General features: G+C 41.3%; 12 protein-coding genes. 6 read left to right on the top strand and 6 right to left on the bottom strand.

Annotation, left to right across the window (positions count from 1 at the left end; genetic code table 11):
* Positions 1-74: 74 nt before the first annotated feature.
* Together OCV73_RS03620 and OCV73_RS03615 are read right to left on the bottom strand one after the other, a co-directional pair.
* Positions 75-1,958 (bottom strand): coiled-coil domain-containing protein, encoded by a 1,884-nt coding sequence (locus OCV73_RS03620; RefSeq protein ID WP_147549126.1) that lies wholly within the window; start codon positions 1,956-1,958, stop codon positions 75-77.
* 37 nt (positions 1,959-1,995) lie between these two features.
* Positions 1,996-4,968 (bottom strand): PEP/pyruvate-binding domain-containing protein, encoded by a 2,973-nt coding sequence (locus OCV73_RS03615; protein WP_394802944.1) that lies wholly within the window; start codon positions 4,966-4,968, stop codon positions 1,996-1,998.
* Between the two features lie 172 nt (positions 4,969-5,140).
* Here OCV73_RS03615 and gdhA point away from each other — a divergent pair, with 172 nt between their 5' ends.
* Positions 5,141-6,475: an NADP-specific glutamate dehydrogenase gene (gene gdhA, locus OCV73_RS03610; RefSeq protein ID WP_147549122.1), complete on the top strand. Its 1,335-nt coding sequence runs from the start codon at positions 5,141-5,143 to the stop codon at positions 6,473-6,475.
* Between the two features lie 72 nt (positions 6,476-6,547).
* Here the strand turns inward: gdhA and OCV73_RS03605 are convergent, their stop codons facing one another.
* On the bottom strand, positions 6,548-8,746 hold the full coding sequence (locus OCV73_RS03605; protein ID WP_147549120.1) for a B12-binding domain-containing radical SAM protein: 2,199 nt from the start codon (positions 8,744-8,746) through the stop codon (positions 6,548-6,550).
* Between the two features lie 126 nt (positions 8,747-8,872).
* Here OCV73_RS03605 and OCV73_RS03600 point away from each other — a divergent pair, with 126 nt between their 5' ends.
* Positions 8,873-11,572 (top strand): alpha-L-rhamnosidase-related protein, encoded by a 2,700-nt coding sequence (locus OCV73_RS03600; protein ID WP_147549118.1) that lies wholly within the window; start codon positions 8,873-8,875, stop codon positions 11,570-11,572.
* A gap of 28 nt (positions 11,573-11,600) precedes the next feature.
* Complete coding sequence (locus OCV73_RS03595) at positions 11,601-13,448, top strand: glycoside hydrolase family 13 protein (RefSeq protein ID WP_147549116.1); 1,848 nt, start codon at positions 11,601-11,603, stop codon at positions 13,446-13,448.
* A gap of 126 nt (positions 13,449-13,574) precedes the next feature.
* On the opposite strand, the gene OCV73_RS03590 is transcribed toward OCV73_RS03595, so the two are convergent.
* Complete coding sequence (locus OCV73_RS03590) at positions 13,575-14,024, bottom strand: hypothetical protein (protein WP_147549114.1); 450 nt, start codon at positions 14,022-14,024, stop codon at positions 13,575-13,577.
* A 168-nt stretch (positions 14,025-14,192) separates the two neighbouring features.
* Between OCV73_RS03590 and OCV73_RS03585 the strand changes: the two genes are divergently transcribed.
* From OCV73_RS03585 to OCV73_RS03575, 3 genes are all read left to right on the top strand, one after another.
* Positions 14,193-15,467 (top strand): replication-associated recombination protein A, encoded by a 1,275-nt coding sequence (locus OCV73_RS03585; protein ID WP_147549112.1) that lies wholly within the window; start codon positions 14,193-14,195, stop codon positions 15,465-15,467.
* A 138-nt stretch (positions 15,468-15,605) separates the two neighbouring features.
* Positions 15,606-16,673 carry a 3-phosphoserine/phosphohydroxythreonine transaminase gene (gene serC / locus OCV73_RS03580; protein ID WP_147549110.1) on the top strand — a complete coding sequence of 356 codons (1,068 nt, stop codon included), beginning with the start codon at positions 15,606-15,608 and terminating at the stop codon, positions 16,671-16,673.
* A 17-nt stretch (positions 16,674-16,690) separates the two neighbouring features.
* Entirely contained in the window at positions 16,691-17,614 is a 924-nt protein-coding gene (locus OCV73_RS03575) for an NAD(P)-dependent oxidoreductase (protein ID WP_147549108.1), read from the top strand.
* 86 nt (positions 17,615-17,700) lie between these two features.
* Here the strand turns inward: OCV73_RS03575 and OCV73_RS03570 are convergent, their stop codons facing one another.
* Both OCV73_RS03570 and clpB read right to left on the bottom strand, forming a co-directional pair.
* On the bottom strand, positions 17,701-18,129 hold the full coding sequence (locus OCV73_RS03570; protein ID WP_147549106.1) for a PPC domain-containing DNA-binding protein: 429 nt from the start codon (positions 18,127-18,129) through the stop codon (positions 17,701-17,703).
* 72 nt (positions 18,130-18,201) lie between these two features.
* Positions 18,202-20,790 carry an ATP-dependent chaperone ClpB gene (gene clpB, locus OCV73_RS03565; protein ID WP_147549104.1) on the bottom strand — a complete coding sequence of 863 codons (2,589 nt, stop codon included), beginning with the start codon at positions 20,788-20,790 and terminating at the stop codon, positions 18,202-18,204.
* Positions 20,791-21,048 lie beyond the last annotated feature (258 nt).

The raw sequence follows: 21,048 nt of genomic DNA, 5'->3' as shown, positions 1-21,048 counted from the left end.
AGGTACAAGATTTCCAATCGTTTTTTATAATAAAACGACGGCGCAAAATATTTTGCGCCGCATCTATTTTAAAATCACCACAAGGACATTTGTGAAGGATCTGGTTTAGCCTCTCTTTTACGAGCTTCAGCTTCTTCTTCCTCTTTTCTTTTGCGTTCTTCTTCCTCTTTTCTTTTAGCAATAGTTTCAGGAGAGTCAGGAGGTACGGGAAGCAACCAATTCAAGTCATCATAGTTGTCCTCTTCTGTCGTCGCATTTGTCCCGGCAGCATCTTCCGCTTTATCTTTCCATACTTCTATATCTTCATTGGCATTTTCCAGCTTAACGGCTATTTCTTTTTCTGATTTCTCCAGCTTTTCCACACGCACGTTTAATTTATCTGCCGCCTGTTTCCATTCTTCTTTTTCTTTTTTCAAGAGCTCCATATCCTCAAGCATCTTTTGCCTTTGTAATTTAAGGGCCGTTATCATATCATTGGCCGTATTCAACTCTTTATCTAATCTGGAAACAATCTCATTATCTATCTGCTTATTTGCCTGTTGTTTGAATTCAGCAAACTTATTCACCTGTTCTTGCAAATTAGAACGCATAAGATCATTATCGTTAGTTAAACGTTCTATTTCATCGCGGGCCGATTTCAGTTCTTCATTCAATTGGATTATTTTTTGCTCTTTAGACTGTTTTATCTGCTCAAACTGATTTAATTTCTCCTGTACTTCATGCACCACTTCCAGGTTTGAATTTGCTTCTTCAAGCTCCTCGGACAACTGTGAAATTATAGAATCCTTTTCCGCTAATATTTTTTCAGACTCTTTTATTTTAGAGAGTTCTTCACTCCGCATAGCCCCGATCTCCGCATCCAATTCCGATATATGACGTTCTTTTTCCTCTATCACCTCATAATTGTGCTTCAGCTCTTCGGCCATTTGTTCCATACGTTTTTCTGTTTCCTGCTGCCATTCAGTAAACTGTTGGGATTGTAATGCCGCTTTTTCTTCAGCTTGGCGCAAATTCTCCTGTAATTTTCCGGTATTTTCCGTTTCTCCGGCTAATTCTGCCAGCTTTGTGTCAAGCTGTTCCAAAGTCGCTTCTTTTTCCGCAATTTCTCCCCGCGCAGCTTCCAAAGCTGCTTCTATTTCTTCTGCCTGCACAGCCTCCAGGCGGGCGGCAGCCAATTGCTCCGTAAGTTCTGAGATACGCATACCATTTTCCGTCCGCTCCTTCTCTGCGAAGTCCAATCTTTCCCGCATCTCTTGGAACTCTTCCGGAGATATTTGCGATTGTCTTAGTTCATTGATTTCAATCTGCAAACGGCTATTTTCTTCTTGCAGTTTATCTATTTCCTCCTGATGAACATTCGCTACCTTAAGTTTATTCAGCAGACTTTTACCCTCAAGATCCAGTTGCTCCTTTTCTGCCTCAAGAGTAACAACGCGCATCTCAAGCTCATGTACCTTATCACTCAAAGCACGTTTTTGTCTCTCTGCACTTAATTGCATACGCTGCAGTTCTTCTTTCCGGTCATCCGCGTCTTTCATTCTGTTTTTTAAGTCTGCGGCTTCCGCTTCCAGTATTTTACGAGTCTCATTGAGATCCTTTATCGAATTTTCCCGGGTCTGCAATGTAAGCAGGTGTACATAATCATTCAAAGAAGCACCTAACTGTTTGTAAACATACTTTTTCTCCGCCTCCCGGTCCAGGCAATCCCGCACAAAAGGAGGAAGAGAATCATTTACCATCGCTAAAATACCATCCAGCAAGACATCCGGCAAATCAGTCTCCTGTATTACATTCAGTTCCGGCGGCCTTACTTCTGTCTCTTCTTTCAAAACAGAGCCAGATTGTTCCGCTTTATCATTTTTCTTTACCGTATTTTCTATCACGACAGGCTTCTGCTCTTCATCCTCTTCTATTCCGGTAAATCCAAGTGCCCTCAACGATTTTTTAAACATTGACATTTTAAAATTCTTCTATAATATTTCTTGTTTCATTTTTCTATTCCGCCCGCAATTCCGGTTTTAGTACGAGACCTTTGCTTTTCTTTCCATTTATCTCTACTCTTACCGGATTATCGAAGCGTACCATACGCAAAAATTGAGTTTCCGTTTCTGCCGGTAACGAATTAAGATATTCTTCATCATAATAACCGTCTCCCGAAAAAGGATTAATGGTAAAATACCCTACACCGAACGAGGTCAGGTTCTGAAAGAAATGTGTCCCCTGGCTTGGTTCTATCCGATAGTTCGAAAGAGCCGCCTCTACTATCAGACGGGCATTTGATATGTGTGGCCATTTGACCGGAATTCCTAATGCCGAATCGCTGGAACCCCAACGTCCCGGACCAATAAGAATATAATTTTCTCCCTGCCCTGTAAAGGTAGCATTAATTTTTTCTATTTCACGTGCAATAAGCAAATTATTTGAAGCTTTAAAGCCTTCGGTTTTCACATATATGATATAATGTATATTATCCATAATACCATGCCCCAAAGCCGTATCGCTTTTCAATATGGTTTTTTCATCCGGAACATCCAATATAGCATCATTCAACATCTCTTTTGTATCTACAATAGGTCTTATCTGCAACCAGTATATCGTACCTTTCTTGTTCTCAGGACCTATCAGGTTTCCGGCAAATTCTATTTCTATATGACGTCCCATCTCACGATGCCCGATAGACAACATAGAATCCAGAATATCCGCCAAAGGAAATACGTCATGTTGAAGCATATTGGCAAACGTCACTACTTTACGCCCTCCCTCATAATATCCATCGCGTATCATCTGGTCATAAGGATCAAAGGTAGAAACCATCATACGTAGTGAATTGTCTTTTTCAGCATCCCGTATGGAAAGGTTCAATAAGTTGAATCCGTCATCCACGACAAAAGACTTATCTGTGTTTTTCAAATCCAAAGCATAAAAACGGGTCTGTGTATCTCTTAATGCCAGTTCCATCGTGCTTGTCTGCAAAACCTTGGCCGGATGTTTCGGAGAGAAACGTAAACTGCGCCCTCCGTCTACGATATACTTTCCCAATCCCACAGCTATATCCACGACTCCATCTTCCGATTTCTCGTCATTGATAGGATAATAATTCAAAGACCTGCCTACTCCGGAAAAAGAAGGATAATAGTGATCGTCATACTGTGTCCCGACAACTTCCTGCAAGATGATAGCCATCTTTTCCTGGTCGATAATGTTGGAAGTCGCTGTCATGTAGGCTTTGCTATCGGCATAAAATACCGAAGCATAAACCCCTTTAATAGCGTCATTCAGCAATCTCAGCATCTCGTTCTTATCATCCAAATAAGGGATCATATAAGTAGAATATATTCCTGCGAAAGGCTGATAATGAGAATCTTCAAGCAAACTGGAAGAACGCACGGCTATAGGTTTTCCAACAACCTCAAAAAAAGCCATAAAGTCTTCATTGAATTGTTCCGGTAATTTTGCCTGCAGAAAATGTCCCAATATTTCTTCATCCGATATATCCGACAACGCGACTTGATAAAGATTATTCAATTCCATAAATTCATCGAAAATATCGGTACATAACACGACAGTTTTAGGGACCGTTACATTGGCTGTTCCGAAATTCTCCAATTGAGGATTTCTCTTTATCATCGCATCAATAAAAGCCAGACCCCGTCCTTTCCCTCCTAAAGAACCCTGACCTATCCGGGCGAAATTGGAATATTTGTCAAAACGGTCTCTTTTGAAAATAGCGACGACTCCCCTGTTCTTCATTTTACGGTACTGAACTATGGCGCCAAATATAAGCTGACGTATTTCCTGGGCTTCTTCGATACGGTCGAAACGACGCTGTTTCAATACTTCGGCAATAGGAAAAATAGCCCGGGAATAAAGCCAGCGGGAAATCTGGTTACGAGAGGCATGGTAATAAAGAGAATCATCAGGAATAGAGAGAATAATATTCTGCAAATCTTTCAGGTTCCTAATGCGGGCAATCTCTTCTCCGGTATGAGGATTAATAAAACTAAAATCCCCGAAACCGAAGTTCTTCATAATAGTTTTTCCTAAATCGACCGGAAGTTTTTTGGAGTTTTTATTCAGGAACGAAGCATTCAACCTGGTAGCAGCACACTGGTTATCCAGATCGGAAGATTCTATTATAATAGGTATATAAGGATCTTTTTCCCGCACATAAGAACAAAATTTAAGCCCGGCCCTTTTATCTTTTTCTCCGTTACGCATAAAAGAAACATCAGAAATAATCCCGAGCATATTATCCGCATATTTATCATACAAAGTAACAGCTTCCTCATAATCCCGGGCCAACAGGACTTTAGGACGTCCCCTCATCCGGAGCATCTGTTCATGTTCATTTAAAGCCTCCGTAGAGAACGTTTGTGACTGTTTCAATACAAATTTATAGATATGCGGCAATACCGATGAATAAAAACGAATGGAATCTTCTACCACAAGTATGACCTGAACTCCTACCGATTTTATATCCTCTTGGGCATTCAGCTTATCTTCCAGCAGTTTTACGATAGCCAATAATAAATCGACATTTCCCAACCAACTGAAAACATAATCTACTCCACTCGGGTCTTCATTGGATATACGCCGGGAAACCTCGCGAGAAAAAGGAGTAAGTACAACGATCGGAATATGGGGATATAGCCGTTTCATTTCCCTGGCCTGTGCAAAAGTTTCGCCACATTCCACCCCCGGCATAGTAATAATCAAGTCGTAATGTTTATGAGACAGCTCTTCAAACGCCTCTTCATGGGTAAGTACTTGCTTCACCCGAGGGGGCGAACTCAGATTGAGCGAAACATATTCAAAAAAAATCTGTTCCTCCACACGTCCGTCCTCTTCCATGATAAAAGCATCATACCGACTTGCAACAAGTAAGACATTAAAGATTCTTTTTTGCATTAAGTTAGCAAACGTGGTATCTTTTAAGTATAATTGTTTTAAATTTGAGCTATCCATTATCAATTCGACCTGTTTATCCTTACAATTTGTCAGAAAATTTTAAACAACTTTAATGCTCAAAATTAGTAAAAAATATTTTTTTATCCGCATAAATATGTACATTTGCGATAAATGATTTATCATTTTTTGTGATAACCCTATAGTAGATTATAACCATCTAAAACCTAAAGCTATGAATATCGATCACATTGTCTCCTCTTTGGAGGCTAAACACCCTGGTGAAGCAGAATATCTTCAAGCTGTAAAAGAAGTGTTGATTTCTATAGATGAAATATACAACCAGCATCCCGAATTCGAAAAAGCAAAATTAATAGAACGTCTCGTAGAGCCAGACCGCATCATTACTTTTAAAGTACCCTGGGTCGACGACCGCGGCGAAGTACAGGTAAACCTGGGTTACCGTGTACAATTCAACAATGCTATCGGCCCGTATAAAGGAGGTATCCGTTTCCATGCATCGGTAAATCTCTCTATCTTAAAATTTCTCGGTTTCGAACAAACGTTCAAAAACGCACTTACTACTCTTCCTATGGGTGGCGGCAAAGGAGGCTCCGATTTCAGCCCACGAGGAAAGTCCGATGCCGAAATCATGCGTTTCTGCCAGGCATTCATGCTGGAACTATGGCGACATGTAGGTCCCGATACCGATGTACCTGCCGGTGATATAGGTGTTGGCGGACGTGAAGTAGGTTACATGTTCGGCATGTATAAAAAACTGAAACAGGAACATACCGGAACCTTTACGGGTAAAGGTATTGAATTCGGAGGATCTTTGATCCGACCGGAAGCTACCGGTTTCGGAGGTCTTTATTTCGTAAAACAAATGTTATCGACCAAAGGCATAGATATAGCGGGAAAACGCATCGCTATCAGCGGATTTGGCAATGTAGCCTGGGGTGCGGCAACCAAAGCGACCCAACTTGGGGCCAAAGTCGTTACGATATCAGGACCGGACGGATATATATACGATGCGGATGGCATCTCGGGTGAAAAAATAGATTATATGCTTGAATTGCGTGCATCAGGCAACGATATAGTTGAACCCTACGCTAAAGAATTCGGTGCCCGGTTTTTCCCGGGAAAACGCCCCTGGGAACAAAAAGTGGATATTGCATTACCTTGTGCAACCCAGAACGAGCTGGATGCAGACGACGCTATAAAACTAATCAATAACGGCGTAATATGCGTAGGTGAAATATCCAATATGGGCTGTCGTCCCGAGGCTATCGATTTGTTCATAGAGAACCGCATTATGTATGGACCGGGAAAAGCCGTAAATGCCGGCGGTGTTGCAACATCGGGACTTGAAATGACCCAGAATGCTATGCATATTTCCTGGAGTGCCGATGAAGTAGATACCCGTCTGCACCAAATTATGAGTGATATTCATACCCAATGTGTAAAATACGGTACCGAACGTGACGGATATATCAACTACATGAAAGGTGCCAATATCGCCGGATTCATGAAAGTGGCCCGGGCCATGATGGCACAAGGAATCATCTGATTACAATATTCTTCATAACAATTATAAAGGGGGTTACATACTGCAATATGTAGCCCCCTTGCTTTATAAAAATTAAATCAATACAAGATACGACCTCCGGATCGTTTTCCACAATGGCGTAGATAAAAACCGTTCAAATTCATTCGGGAAGAAAGACTCAAAATTACGCTTCATATCACCGAATGTATGAGGTATATCTTCAGATAACATCCAATGAGGTATTTCTTTTTCCAGCCATTTACCCCACTCTTTCTCTAAATAGAATCGTTCTTCTACTTTTTTATCGATAAGCAAAATTTCGCAAGAAAGAAAGACTTTTCCTTTTTTCTTACGTTCTACCAATCGTATCTCGGGATAAGGATACATCCATAATAGTCTTTTGTTTTCATTTTTGGAATCATCCTGCACGTCACCTTCCAAAAAACGTTCTATCAAACGGGGCGGTATTTGGGTACGGGGAACAGGAATATCAAACCACTTTTGTAACGGAACATCAAATCCCGTACCTCTCATATAATTATACAATGAACATCTTAATCCCTCTCCGAAGAGTTCATGCTCCGTACCCGTCCTATCTATAAAAGACAAGTCATTACGGGCAAATCCGCAAAACGGGGATTCTGTGATTAGTATATTATATTCTTCAGGGTGTTTTCCTACGGGACTATGAGCCGTAAGAGCAAACCTGTGCCAGAAAGCGGACTGAACCAAACCTGTCATAAACAACTGACGCACTACTTCCAGTGAATCTATCGTTTCCTGAACCGTTTCTGTTGGAAATCCATACATCAGATAAGCATGAACCATAATACCCGATTCTGTAAAATGTGCGGTAACCCGGCTAACCTGCTCCAACGAAACACCTTTATTAATTAACTTCAGCAAACGATCCGAAGCGACTTCCAGTCCACCTGATACAGCAATACATCCGGACTCCCGAAGCAAACGGCATAAATCGGCGGTAAAACTCTTTTCGAAACGGATATTGCCCCACCATACCACTTTTAATCCGCGCCGCAATATTTCAATAGCCAGTTCTTTCAATAAGACAGGAGGAGCAGCCTCATCCACAAAATGAAATCCTCTCTCTCCGGTATCTGCTATCAATTTCTCCATCCGGTCCACTATACACGCTGCTTTATCGGGCTGATACCGCCCTATATAATCCAGCGAGCCGTCACAAAAAGCACATTTTCCCCAGTAACATCCATGCGCTAACGTAAGTTTGTTCCATCTGCCATTGCTCCATAATGAATGCATCGGATTAAGCATATCTATTACGGACAGGTATTTATCCAAAAATAACCCCGAATAATCGGGCGTACCTTTTTCACTCTGAGGTATATCCTCTAAATCGCAATCATTAAAATATAAAACTTTTCCATTCCTGCATAAATAGGTACGAACCAGTACACTATCGTCCGAACCATCATATTCTATCAAACGGCTTAAAGGTAACTCCCCGTCATCCAACACGATATAATCAGTATAATTAAAAATACGGATATCAGTAAGCTCTCTCAGTTCGGTAGATGGAAAACCGCCTCCCAACACAATCTGGATATCCGGATTGTATTGTTTTATAAACTTACCGCATCGCAATGCACTATAAAGATTTCCGGGAAACGGAACCGTTATCATCACCCAATCAGGCCGCTCACGTACAAGAACCGCTTCGAGGCACTCATACATCAACGAGTCAATCAAGGTCGAAGGTTTATCCAGCTCGGCCTGTATAGCATCGAACGATGAAGCGGAGCGTCCCAAATGCTCGGCGTATTTGGTAAAACCGAAATTCGGTTCCACAGTCTCTCTAATAAAATCGGCAATATCTTCCAGATAAAGCGTAATAAGATGACGCGCTCTATCGTGAATCCCCATTGTGCCGAAAGCCCATTCCAAATCTTCCTCATCACCGGAACGGCTACTTTCTGGTAAAAAATCACCGGAACAAATCATATGAGCCAAAGATTGTTCTTTCCCTTGCAAATAAGCGATAGCGACATCAATAGTATCCACATATTCTTTCCGCAAACGCACCATACGTTTCAAATGAGCCGGAAGAACCGTCATTGAAGAAACAGCCCTCTCAAATATTCCAGACAAAACTTCAGATGAAAATAATTTGAGAATGGTCTCCAAGCTCAGATCGGCCTGCGAACATGGTACATTCAATGTCCCGAAATATCCTTTCAGATATGCCGTCGCCGGATAAGGTGTATTGAACTGAGTAAACGGAGGAGTAATAAACAGCAGTTTAGGAAAGGACATAAATAGGTTTTATAATTATTTAATTTACAAAAATACGAAAATAAAGTGTAAACCACATTCTCGCTTTGCAATTTATGAACTAACGCTTAACGCATTTGTTTGAATAATATAAAATTATGTTTTAACATGAAAGCGAATCTTCCTATACTATGTTGTATCCTTATGTTTACAGCCTGTCATACACGACAACAAGACCACGTGATTTTCAGCAATGACGTTTATACCGTTTATGATAACCGGGTGACGCAAGGAAATTTCAAATCTTTCGCTCTTTCCCCGACCGACATTATATCGGATTATCAAAGTCCGGTCCGTAAAATATATTCACCTGTTATCTCGTTCCGCTTCAGTATAAACAGCCGCGATAATGAAATGCCGGCAAACAAGGTACACAAAGTATTACTAAAACCTGTAGACGGGAAATACGAAAGCCCTGTAATCTTGTTCGGCGACACAGCAGAAAGCAATCAGACACCGGCCGAAGGAAAAATGCTACCACTTAACACTATATGGACTGTAAAAGTCGATATGAGACCCATGCTGGATGCATTCAAAAAACAGGGATTTTATGCAACATCTACCGGAGATACAATATATGAAACCGATTTTAAAGGGGTATATATTGCCGGAGACAGTGAACCTTTGACCTGGGATTTTGATAATCTCTACAGTCGTTCGGACAAAGAGCTGACTGACAATGACGGAGACGGCATTTACGAACTTACCCTTATTATGAATACCCGTGATGAGGAATCCGGCAGATATAGCCGCTGGAATATTGCCGAACCGGATAAGAAATATCCCCTATTTAATTCCGGCATACCTGTAGCCGATGCCATGTATAATATGGCAATAGATGAACTGAAAACCAATATAAGACCTGATGGTACATTCAGGGCCGGAGCTGCATGGGACGGCGTGTGGACTAGGGATATAAGTTATTCTATTTATCTGGCCCTCGCATATCTCCAACCTGAAGTATCCATCATGAGCCTGAAAGCTAAAGTAAAAGACGGCCGCATTATCCAGGACACCGGAACCGGAGGAGCATGGCCCGTATCCAGCGACCGGGTAGTATGGAGTATTGCAGCTTGGGAAATATACAAATATACCGGAGACAAGGAATGGCTGGCCTATGCGTATGATATTATTTCCCGTACAGCCGAAGAAGATATAAAAATACTCAAAGATCCCGGTACAGGGCTTATGAGAGGAGAACAATCTTATCTTGACTGGAGAGAACAGAGTTATCCCCGGTGGATGCAGCCTGTCGACATTTATCAATCATTATGTCTGGGAACCAATGCCGTACACTATCAAATGTACCGTATTCTGGAAAAAATGTCGGTCGAGTTAAAATTCCCGAAAGAAATTACAAAAAAATATGCGGAAAACGCGGAAAAATTAGGTGCAGCCATCAACCTGCATCTTTGGATGAAAGACCGGGGCTATTATGGTCAATATCTTTACGGAGGCATTTATCCCATATTATCCCGTTCGGCCGATAATCTGGGAGAATCATTAAGTATTCTTTTCGAAATAGCAGATCCCGAACAACAACGCCAGATTATATCGAACGTTCCCGTTACGGCTTTCGGAACTACGAGTATATTTCCTCAAATTCCGGATATCAAGCCTTATCACAACAACGCGGTATGGCCTTTTGTACAATCGTTCTGGACCTTAGCAGCAGCTAAAGCTAAAAACGAAACCGGTGTATTGCATGGAATAGGAGCCATGTACCGCTCCGGCATGTTATTTGCGACTAATAAAGAACTTTATGTGGCCTCCACTGGAGACTTTACGGGAAGTGCCGTAAATTCCGACAAAATGTTGTGGAGTATAGCCGGACAATTATCACTGGTCTACAGATTATATTTAGGTATGCAGTTCGAAACAGACGGTATACATTTTATGCCGTTCATTCCTGCTACACTTCCCGGAAAAAAGGAACTAAAGTCATTCCGTTACCGCAATGCAGAACTAAACATAACGGTACAGGGAACAGGAAATAATATAGAGCGTTTCACTCTGGACGGTAAATTATATAAAAATGCATTCGTTCCTGCAACCCTTACAGGGAAACACCAGATAGAAATAAGACTGTACGATGAACCGGCAGCACAACAATCACTGCACGTACGACCGGTAGAATATATGCCTGCCACTACAGACTTACGCTATAATAAAGCCAACAACAGTGCCGAAATCATAAATTATAACGAAAAAAACCAATATGCCGTAAACATAGACGGAGAATTCAAAGGTCTCATCAATTCCGGCCAATATCCTCTGGATGATATCACGGAATTTACACGCGTGTATATCGAAGCGATCAATCCCGGACAATGGTATGGATTTTCCGGGAATCCGGTCACGCTAGTCCCTGATAATGACGAAATCATCATCGAAGCTGAAAATTACGGACAAGATAAGAATCCGGATATCAAAGGTTTTTCCGGAAAAGGATTTACCGAGATTACCAAAGAAAAGCATACCCGGTTGACTTATCCAATAACTCTGAAAAAAAGCGGGGATTATTATATCGATGTAAGATATGCCAATGGAAGCGGCCCTGTTAATACAGAGAACAAATGTGCCATCCGTTCACTATATGCAAACGGTTCCTTCGCTGGGCCTTTGGTTATGCCTCAACGTGGAGAGGATGAGTGGTCCAACTGGGGATTTTCCAATCCGGTTACAGTTCACCTGAATTCAGGAACGAACCAACTGGAAATACAATTCGATCCTAAAATAAATGAAAATATGAACGGACAGGTAAACAGCGCTTTAATTGATTATATAAGATTGCGCAGAAAGAATTAAAATTATATTAAAGTAAAAACAAAACAAAATGAAGAAAACAATCATCGGATCGCTCCTCATTATTTTTACTATTGTTCCTTTATGGGCTAAAATCAATGTGCAGGAAGTCCATCCCGCTTTCTGGTGGAGCGGTATGAAAAACAAAGAATTACAGATTATGGTCTACGGACAGGATATTGCAGGAACACAAGTTAATGTAAATTATCCGGGAGTACAATTGGAAAAAGCGGTAAAACTCGAGAGCCCGAATTATCTGTTCATATATCTTACATTAGCTCCTGATGTAAAACCAGGTATGTTCGACCTGACTTTTACCAAAGGAAAAGAAAAGAAGAAGATTCGTTACGAGCTCAAAGCCAGAACTCAACCCGACATTGCATATACCGGTTTTGACGCCTCGGATGTACTGTATCTTATTATGCCGGACCGTTTTGCCGATGGGGATCCTGCTACGAATGTCATACCGTCCATGAGATTCCCGGCTCCGGTAAACCGCAATAACCCGAACGACCGCCACGGAGGAGACCTGAAAGGGATATATGATCATCTCGGTTATATTCAGGACCTGGGAGTTACCGCTATCTGGCTGAATCCCGTACTGGAAAACGATATGCCCGGCGGTTCTTACCACGGATATGCTACGACCAACTATTATAAAGTAGACCCGCGCTTCGGAACAAACGAACAATATAAGGAGCTTATCGAGGAAACTCATAAAAGGGGAATGAAAGTAGTCATGGATATGATTTTCAATCATTGCGGGGACCAGCATATATGGTTCAGGGATCGTCCAACACACGACTGGTTCAATTTCCCTGACGGCTACCGGCAAACCAGTTACAGGCTCACTCCTCATTTTGACCCTTATGTATCGAAATATGACAAAAAAATGGTAGTTGACGGATGGTTTGTAGAAAGTATGCCGGACTTAAATCAGCACAATCCGCACCTGATGAAATATTTAACTCAAAACAGTATCTGGTGGATAGAATATGCCAAGATAGACGGTATACGCATGGATACGCATCCCTATGTATTTTTCGACTCCATGGCCGACTGGTGCGCAGAAGTATTAAAAGAATATCCGAATTTCAATATTGTAGGAGAATGTTGGTACGGGACGGAAGCAGGCTCGGCCTATTGGCAAAGAAATACGATACTTGACCCGAAACGGAACTCCAACCTGAAAACAGTGATGGACTTTCCTTTACAGGAAAAAGCAAGGTATGCTTTCACATCGCAAACAGATGCCAACGGCGGACTGAATATCCTGTATGACCGCATCGCCATGGACTTTATGTACAGTAACCCGATGGACGTTCTGACATTTCTGGATAATCACGATACGGACCGGTTCTTGCTGAGTATGCCGGAAAATCTGGGATTTTTTAAACAAGCCATTGCATTTCTTCTTACGACTCGCGGAATACCCCAGATTTATTACGGAACCGAGATTCTTATGCATGGTACGAAAAAAGAAAGCGACGGACTTATACGACTCGATTTTCCCGGAGGATTTCCCGGAGATAAAGTTGATGATTTTCTCGCCAAGGACCGTACCCCCATGCAAAATGAAGCTTTCGATTTTATACAAAAAATACTTCGTTGGCGCAAAGGCAATGAATGCATTTCAAAAGGAGAGATGATACATTTTATGCCTAATAACGGCATTTATCTGTACCGGCGTTCATTTAATGGAAAAAATGTGCTGGTTATAATGAACGGAAATGACCAGAAAAAGGTTATAGATATGAGCAGATATGATGAAGTATTGAAAGGAGTAAACTCAGCCCGGGATATTATCAGTGGTGAAATGATAACTTTCATGCCGACGATGACATTTGCTCCCAGAGCGCTATATATTCTGGAGTATTAAAAAGAACCTTTGTGTTGTGTGTGTTTAGGTGGATATCCGCCTCAAATTTAACTCCGCGAGGAGGGGAATTTGAGACGGGTATCTTTTGTTATATCAAACACGGCGCATCGCACAAAGAGTTCCTTCCTAATTATTAGCTTTTATCACAGGACGTTTAAATTCTTTACGCATATCCGCCCCCATTTTATTCATACGGTCACGATTTCCATCTTCCTTTCTCATCATTTTACGGGAATTCTTCGTTTGCATTTCCAGATATTTTATATACTGGTCTTTAGACATGATGTTCTTAGTAGCTTCCTGTCTTCTTTCACGGGCATTTATCTTTTTTTCACGGGATTGTTTCATATAAGCTGAATCGGACTCCCGGATAGACTTCATCTCCGTCCTGAAACTTTCATCGGCAGCTTTCATTTCTGCTACCTGTTTATCGGAGAGATTCAGTTCTTTTATCAATTTTTCACTGGGAAAAGAACGGTCTCTCTTTTGTTTAGAAGTACCTGTGTTCTGGGCAAAAGCAGTAGTAAAAGCAACGGCTATTACTACTAAAGCGGATAAAAATACATTCCTTTTCATAATACAATTTTTTAATTTTCAATTCATATTTCTGTTTGCAAACTATTTTATAGACAGTTGTCCATCATAAAGGTTTAATATATGGTTTCAAGAAAAATATTATTTAATAAATAACGAAAATAATATCATCTTTTTTTGATTATCTTTGTAATCTAATAAGGTGATGATATGCAACAGCCGTTAGCCGAAAGATTAAGGCCGTCTACGCTTGATGAATACATAGGTCAGGAGCATCTGGTGGGCCAAGGTGCCATATTACGGCGCATGATAGATGCCGGACAAATTTCCTCCTTTATTTTATGGGGTCCTCCCGGGGTCGGAAAAACTACTTTGGCACACATTATTTCTGTCCAGTTGGAAGTCCCGTTTTTTACTCTTAGTGCCATCCATTCGGGTGTAAAAGACGTACGGGAAGTAATAGACCGCTGTAAGGGAGGAGGCATGTTCCGTAAAGGCCGCCCCATCCTATTCATAGACGAAATTCACCGTTTTAATAAATCACAACAAGATTCACTACTGGGGGCTGTGGAAAACGGGACTGTAACTCTTATCGGAGCTACTACGGAAAACCCGTCTTTCGAAGTTATCCGTCCCCTATTGTCACGTTGTCAGGTATATGTATTGAAATCACTGGAAGTTAATCATCTCCATCAACTTCTCGGCCGGGCTATCCATGAAGATAAATATCTGAAAACGCTGGATATAGAAGTGACAGAAACAGACGCCTTATTCCGCTATTCGGGAGGAGATGCCCGTAAACTACTGAATATTCTTGATCTGGTCACAGGCTCGGCAGAAGAGAATGAAAAAATCATCATCAACGACAGCATCGTAACAGAACGGTTACAACAAAATCCTGCTGCTTACGATAAAAACGGAGAAATGCATTACGATATCATCTCTGCCTTCATAAAATCTATCCGGGGGAGCGATCCCGATGCAGCCATATACTGGCTGGCCCGTATGGTAGAGGGAGGAGAAGATCCTGCATTTATCGCCCGTCGCCTGGTTATATCGGCCGCCGAAGATATCGGTCTGGCAAATCCGAATGCCCTTTTAATGGCAAATGCCTGTTTCGACGCCCTTCAAAATATAGGTTGGCCGGAAGGACGTATTGTTCTGGCAGAAGCTACCATTTATCTGGCAAGCAGCCCTAAAAGCAACTCGGCTTATATGGCAATCAATAAAGCAATGGGGATAGTTAAAGAGACCGGAAATCTTCCGGTTCCTCTACATCTGCGCAATGCCCCTACTTCTCTAATGAAAGAACTGAACTACGGACAGAATTACAAATACTCCCATGACTATCCCAACCATTTTGTAGAACAGCAGTATCTACCGGATATGCTAAAGGAACAAAGTATATGGGAACCACAAAACTCTCCGGCCGAAAACCGATTGAAAGAATTCATGGGAAGTCTGTGGAAAAAACGATTTAAATAACATTTGAAAAAGAAAATGTACATATACAATCAATTTGACGACTTATAATGGAAATATACAAAAATTTGTATTACTTTCGCAGAGTATTATCGACAAACCACAAAAAACAAATTTCTAATCGATATAAAGAATAAAGATATGAAGAAGCACAATTTTTATGCAGGTCCCTCGATTCTGAGTGAATACACTATCAAAAATACGGCCGACGCCGTAACGAATTTCGCCGGAACCGGACTATCCATTCTGGAGATATCGCACCGCAGTAAAGAATTTACTGCAGTTATCGAAGAGGCCAACTCACTGGTAAAGGAGTTGCTTGAAATTCCTCAGGGATATGAAGTACTCTTTTTGGGCGGAGGTGCCAGCATGCAATTCTGTATGGTTCCGTTCAATCTGTTAAATAAAAAAGCTGCATATCTCGAAACCGGCACATGGGCCGTCAATGCTATCAAAGAAGCAAAACTATTCGGTGAAGTCGATGTCGTTGCTTCTTCCAAAGAGGCAAACTTTTCTTATATACCTAAAGGATATACCATCCCCGAAGATGCCGATTATTTCCATTTCACTTCGAACAATACCATATACGGAACTGAAATGCGTTACGACCCGGACACAAAAATACGTCTGGTAGCCGATATGTCCTCTGACATTTTCTCCCGTCCCGTCGATATATCCAAATATGATGTCATATATGCCGGAGCTCAAAAAAACCTCGCGCCTGCGGGTGTTACGATTGTTATCGTAAGAGAAGATGCATTAGGTCATGTAGACCGTGTTATTCCGACAATGCTGGACTACCGCACTCATGTCAAAAAAGGTTCGATGTTCAATACTCCCCCATGCCTACCCATATACTCTGCATTACAAACACTCAAGTTTTATAAGGAATTAGGCGGTATCAAAGTACTGGAAAAGATGGATATTGAAAAAGCTGCTATCCTTTATGACGCTATTGACAACAGTAAAATGTTCGTTGGTACTGCCAGACCGGAAGACCGTTCTATCATGAATGTTTGTTTCGTGATGAAAGAAGAGTATAAAGAACTGGAACCGCAGTTCAACGAATTCGCAGCCAGTCAAGGCATGGTAGGTATAAAAGGACACCGCTCTGTGGGAGGTTTCCGCGCATCTATTTATAACGCAATGCCAAAATCTAGCGTAGAAGCTTTAGTAGCTGCTATGAAAGAATTCGAGAAAAAGCACTAATCTCTAAACACAATATTATGAAAGTATTAGTAGCAACCGAGAAACCTTTTGCCGCCATTGCTGTGGAAGGTATAAAGAAAGAATTGGACAATGCCGGTATAGAAATGGTACTTCTCGAAAAATACACGGATAAAAAACAATTGCTGGATGCAGTAAAAGATGTAGAAGGTATCATTATCCGCAGCGATATTATAGACAAAGAAATACTGGAAGAAGCTAAAAATCTCAAAATTGTCGTGCGTGCCGGTGCCGGTTATGACAATGTAGATCTGGAAGCTGCTACTGCAAAAGGAGTATGTGTTATGAATACGCCGGGACAAAATTCCAATGCCGTAGCGGAACTTGTATTCGGTATGGCCGTGATGATGGCACGGAACCTTTATAATGGAACCTCCGGTACGGAACTTAAAGGTAAAAAACTGGGTATTCATGCATTCGGACAAGTAGGACGCAATGTCGCCCGCATAGCCAAGGGGTTCGGTATGGATGTTTATGCTTATGATCCTTACTGTCCTGTATCGGTAATGGAAGAAGCCGGTGTTATTCCTGTTACAGAAAATGTGGATAAACTATACTCCTCCTGTCAATATATTTCCCTGCACATTCCGGCAACCAGCGAAACAAAAAAATCCATTAACTACGATCTTTTAAAGAAAATGCCGAAAGGAGCCGTACTTATCAATACGGCTAGAAAAGAAGTCATTGACGAAGATGAGCTAGTAAAGATCATGGAAGACAGGTCCGACTTTAAATACGTCGCAGATATAGCTCCATCGAACGCTGCTGAATTTGCAGAGAAATTCCCCGGACGATATTTCTTCACTCCTAAAAAAATGGGAGCTCAAACAGCAGAAGCGAATATCAATGCCGGTATAGCTGCTGCAAAACAATCAGTCGGATTCCTGAAGGAAGGGATAGATAAATTCCGTGTAAACAAATAACAGACATTACTCTTATAATAAAAAAAGTATCCAAGTATGGATACTTTTTTTATTTCTGCCAATCTAACCTCGTATAATACGACTCATCATAGATCATACATATTAAGTCCGATATTATTATCATAATAACGATCCAATACTCCGTCATATTTTTCTATAACAAATTCTCCTGCTCCATTCAAACGTGCCGAATGAAGATGTCCGGCCAATGCTGTAAAGTCGGAACGACCGAGTGTTACATGAATATGAACGTAGATACTCCCGTCTAATTGAGAAATATTACCTGTCACACTGGCTATTTCCATCTGTTCACGGAAAGTATGGTCTTCATATTTTTTGGTTTCCGGATTAAAAAAACGAAGGGTTGCTTCACTTACGGCCCCTATTCCCGAAATTTTACCGGCTTTTATCTCTTTCTCTTTACAAAAAGTGTATAATGTTTCGACTATTTCCATACGGTTCCGTACACTTACAATGTACTTATTCCCGAACCGTTTGTAACTATAAAGTCCCATAAGATTTAAATTGCATATCCCCCTGTGGAATTATATTCCGCAGGAGGATAATATTATTAAACAGCTATTTTTTCAATTTTTAAACACCAGTTTATCACCTTCGGCATCTATAATGATAGGTTTGTCCCTGTCTACTTTCTGCGCCAGTAAATCTTTAGATAACTGATTCAGTACCAAACGATGTATAACCCTTTTCACAGGACGGGCTCCAAACTCGGGATCATATCCGTCCTTAGCGATGCGGCTCAATGCTGCCGGTGTAACTTCCAGTCTCACTCCGTTCTTTTCGAGCAAATGTTTCACTCCGTCTATCTGCATAGCTACGATCTCTTCAATCTCCTTCTCGCTCAACGGAGTGAACATAATCGTTTCATCTATACGATTCAAAAATTCGGGACGAATGGTTTGTTTCAACAATCCCATTACTTGTTCTTTCGTCTCCTCTACGATTTTCGCTTTGTTCTCAGGCGTTATCTTTTCAAAATTCTCTCGAATAAGTGCCGATCCCATATTAGATGTCATAATGATAATCGTATTTTTAAAATTTACCAGACGTCCCTTGTTATCGGTCAACCGGCCATCATCCAGAACCTGCAACAAGATATTAAATATATCGGGATGTGCTTTCTCTATCTCGTCGAACAAGACTACCGAATAAGGCTTCCGGCGAATAGCTTCGGTCAGCTGGCCTCCTTCATCATAACCGACATATCCGGGAGGCGAACCGATAAGACGGGTCGCACTAAACTTTTCCTGATATTCGCTCATATCGATACGTGTCATCATATTCTCATCATCGAACAGATATTCAGCCAAAGCTTTCGCCAATTCGGTTTTACCTACACCAGTCGTTCCCAAAAAAATAAATGAACCGATAGGACGCCTCGGATCGTTCAGTCCGGCACGGCTTCGTCTTACAGCATCAGATATCGCAACAATAGCCTCATCCTGTCCTACCACTCTCCGGTGCAATTCTTCTTCGAGATGCAGCAGTTTTTCCTTTTCGCTTTGCATCATCTTGTTGACGGGTATTCCGGTCCACCGGGATACCACATCAGCAATATCCTCGGCATCTACTTCTTCCTTGATCATAGCCTTGTCTCCCTGTTGCAAATGCAACTGTTCCTGGATAGACTTTATTTCGTCTTCCTTTTGTTTAACTTTGGCATATCGTATCTCGGCTACCTTACCGTAATCTCCTTCACGCTCGGCCTTGTCAGCCTCGAATTTGAGGTTTTCGATGTCGATTTTATTTTGCTGTATGCGGTTTACCAATTCTTTTTCACTTTGCCATTTGGCCTTGTATTTGGTCTCTTCTTCCTTAAGATTGGCTATCTCCTCTTCCAGTTGTTTCAATTTTATTTTATCATCTTCACGTTTAATGGCTTCACGTTCTATTTCCAGTTGTTTCAACTTACGGGAAATTTCGTCCAGTGCTTCGGGTACGGAATCCACTTCCAGCCTTAATTTAGCAGCGGCTTCATCCATAAGGTCTATAGCTTTATCAGGAAGATAACGATCGGTTATATAACGCTCGGACAATTGTACGGCTGCTATAATGGCATCATCTTTGATACGAACTTTATGGTGATTCTCATAGCGTTCCTTCAAACCACGCAAAATGGATATGGTACTCATTTCGTCCGGTTCATCTACCATAACGATCTGAAATCTACGTTCGAGTGCTTTATCTTTCTCGAAATACTTTTGATATTCATCGAGGGTCGTGGCACCTATAGACCTCAGTTCACCGCGGGCCAAAGCCGGTTTCAGTATATTGGCGGCATCCATGGCTCCTTCACCTTTTCCGGCTCCCACCAGCGTATGGATTTCATCAATAAATAATATGATCTCACCTTCGGCCTGTGTTACCTCATTTACTACAGCTTTCAACCTTTCCTCAAATTCACCTTTATACTTGGCTCCGGCCACCAATGCACCCATATCCAACGAATATATTTGTTTCGTCTTAAGGTTTTCAGGAACATCCCCTCTCACGATACGGTGTGCCAGTCCTTCGGCTATAGCTGTTTTCCCCGTACCCGGTTCACCTATCAGAATAGGATTATTCTTTGTTCTACGGCTCAATATTTGCAATACCCTGCGAATTTCATCATCACGTCCTATCACCGGATCTAATTTGCCGGTACGAGCCCTCTCGTTCAGGTTTATAGCATATTTGTTTAAAGCATTATAAGTATCTTCAGCCGAAGCATCATTCACTTTTTTTCCTTTTCTTAACTCGTCAATGGCGGCGCCAAGTTCTTTTTCCGTCACCCCTGCATCTTTCAAGAAAGACGAAGCCGGACTTTTAACAAGGAATATAGCCATAAGTAAGGATTCCAATGCAACGAACTGGTCTCCCATCTTAGTCGAATAATCAATAGCTTTTTGTAATACCTCATTCGCCTCACGGCTCAGGTAAGGTTCCCCCCCGCTTACTTTGGGCAATGAATCTATCTCGCGGTCTACCTGAGTCACCAGCATATTGTCATTCACTCCCAATTTCTGAAAAACGTAATTGACAAGACTCTCGCCTACATCCAAAACGCCTTTCAGTAAATGTACAGGCTCTATAGACTGTTGTCCGTGATCACGGGTAATCTGTACGGCTTTTTGTACAGCTTCCTGCGATTTAATCGTAAAATTGTTGAAATTCATATATTAATTCTCCTTTCTTTCATTTATTGTTATTTATTTCTCACGGCGCTATTCAATTAACGCCTGTAACTACAGGCCATCAAAACGGATGCCAGTCCGACAAACAAGACAATTAGTCTAAATTTCAATAAGTTATACTGACATTTTTTCACCTAATATAGGTTATATAACACATAAAAAAACGATAATAAATTAAGAAATAAATAGTTTTACATAGTGACATTTTGTCGCTATCGTCCTTAACGGACGACTATAGAA

The sequence above is a fragment of the Barnesiella propionica genome (assembly GCF_025567045.1).
In the GTDB taxonomy this organism is placed as follows: domain Bacteria; phylum Bacteroidota; class Bacteroidia; order Bacteroidales; family Barnesiellaceae; genus Barnesiella_B; species Barnesiella_B propionica.
The sequence above is the reverse complement of the archived record's forward strand: the minus strand, read 5'-3'. Positions and strand labels throughout refer to the sequence as shown.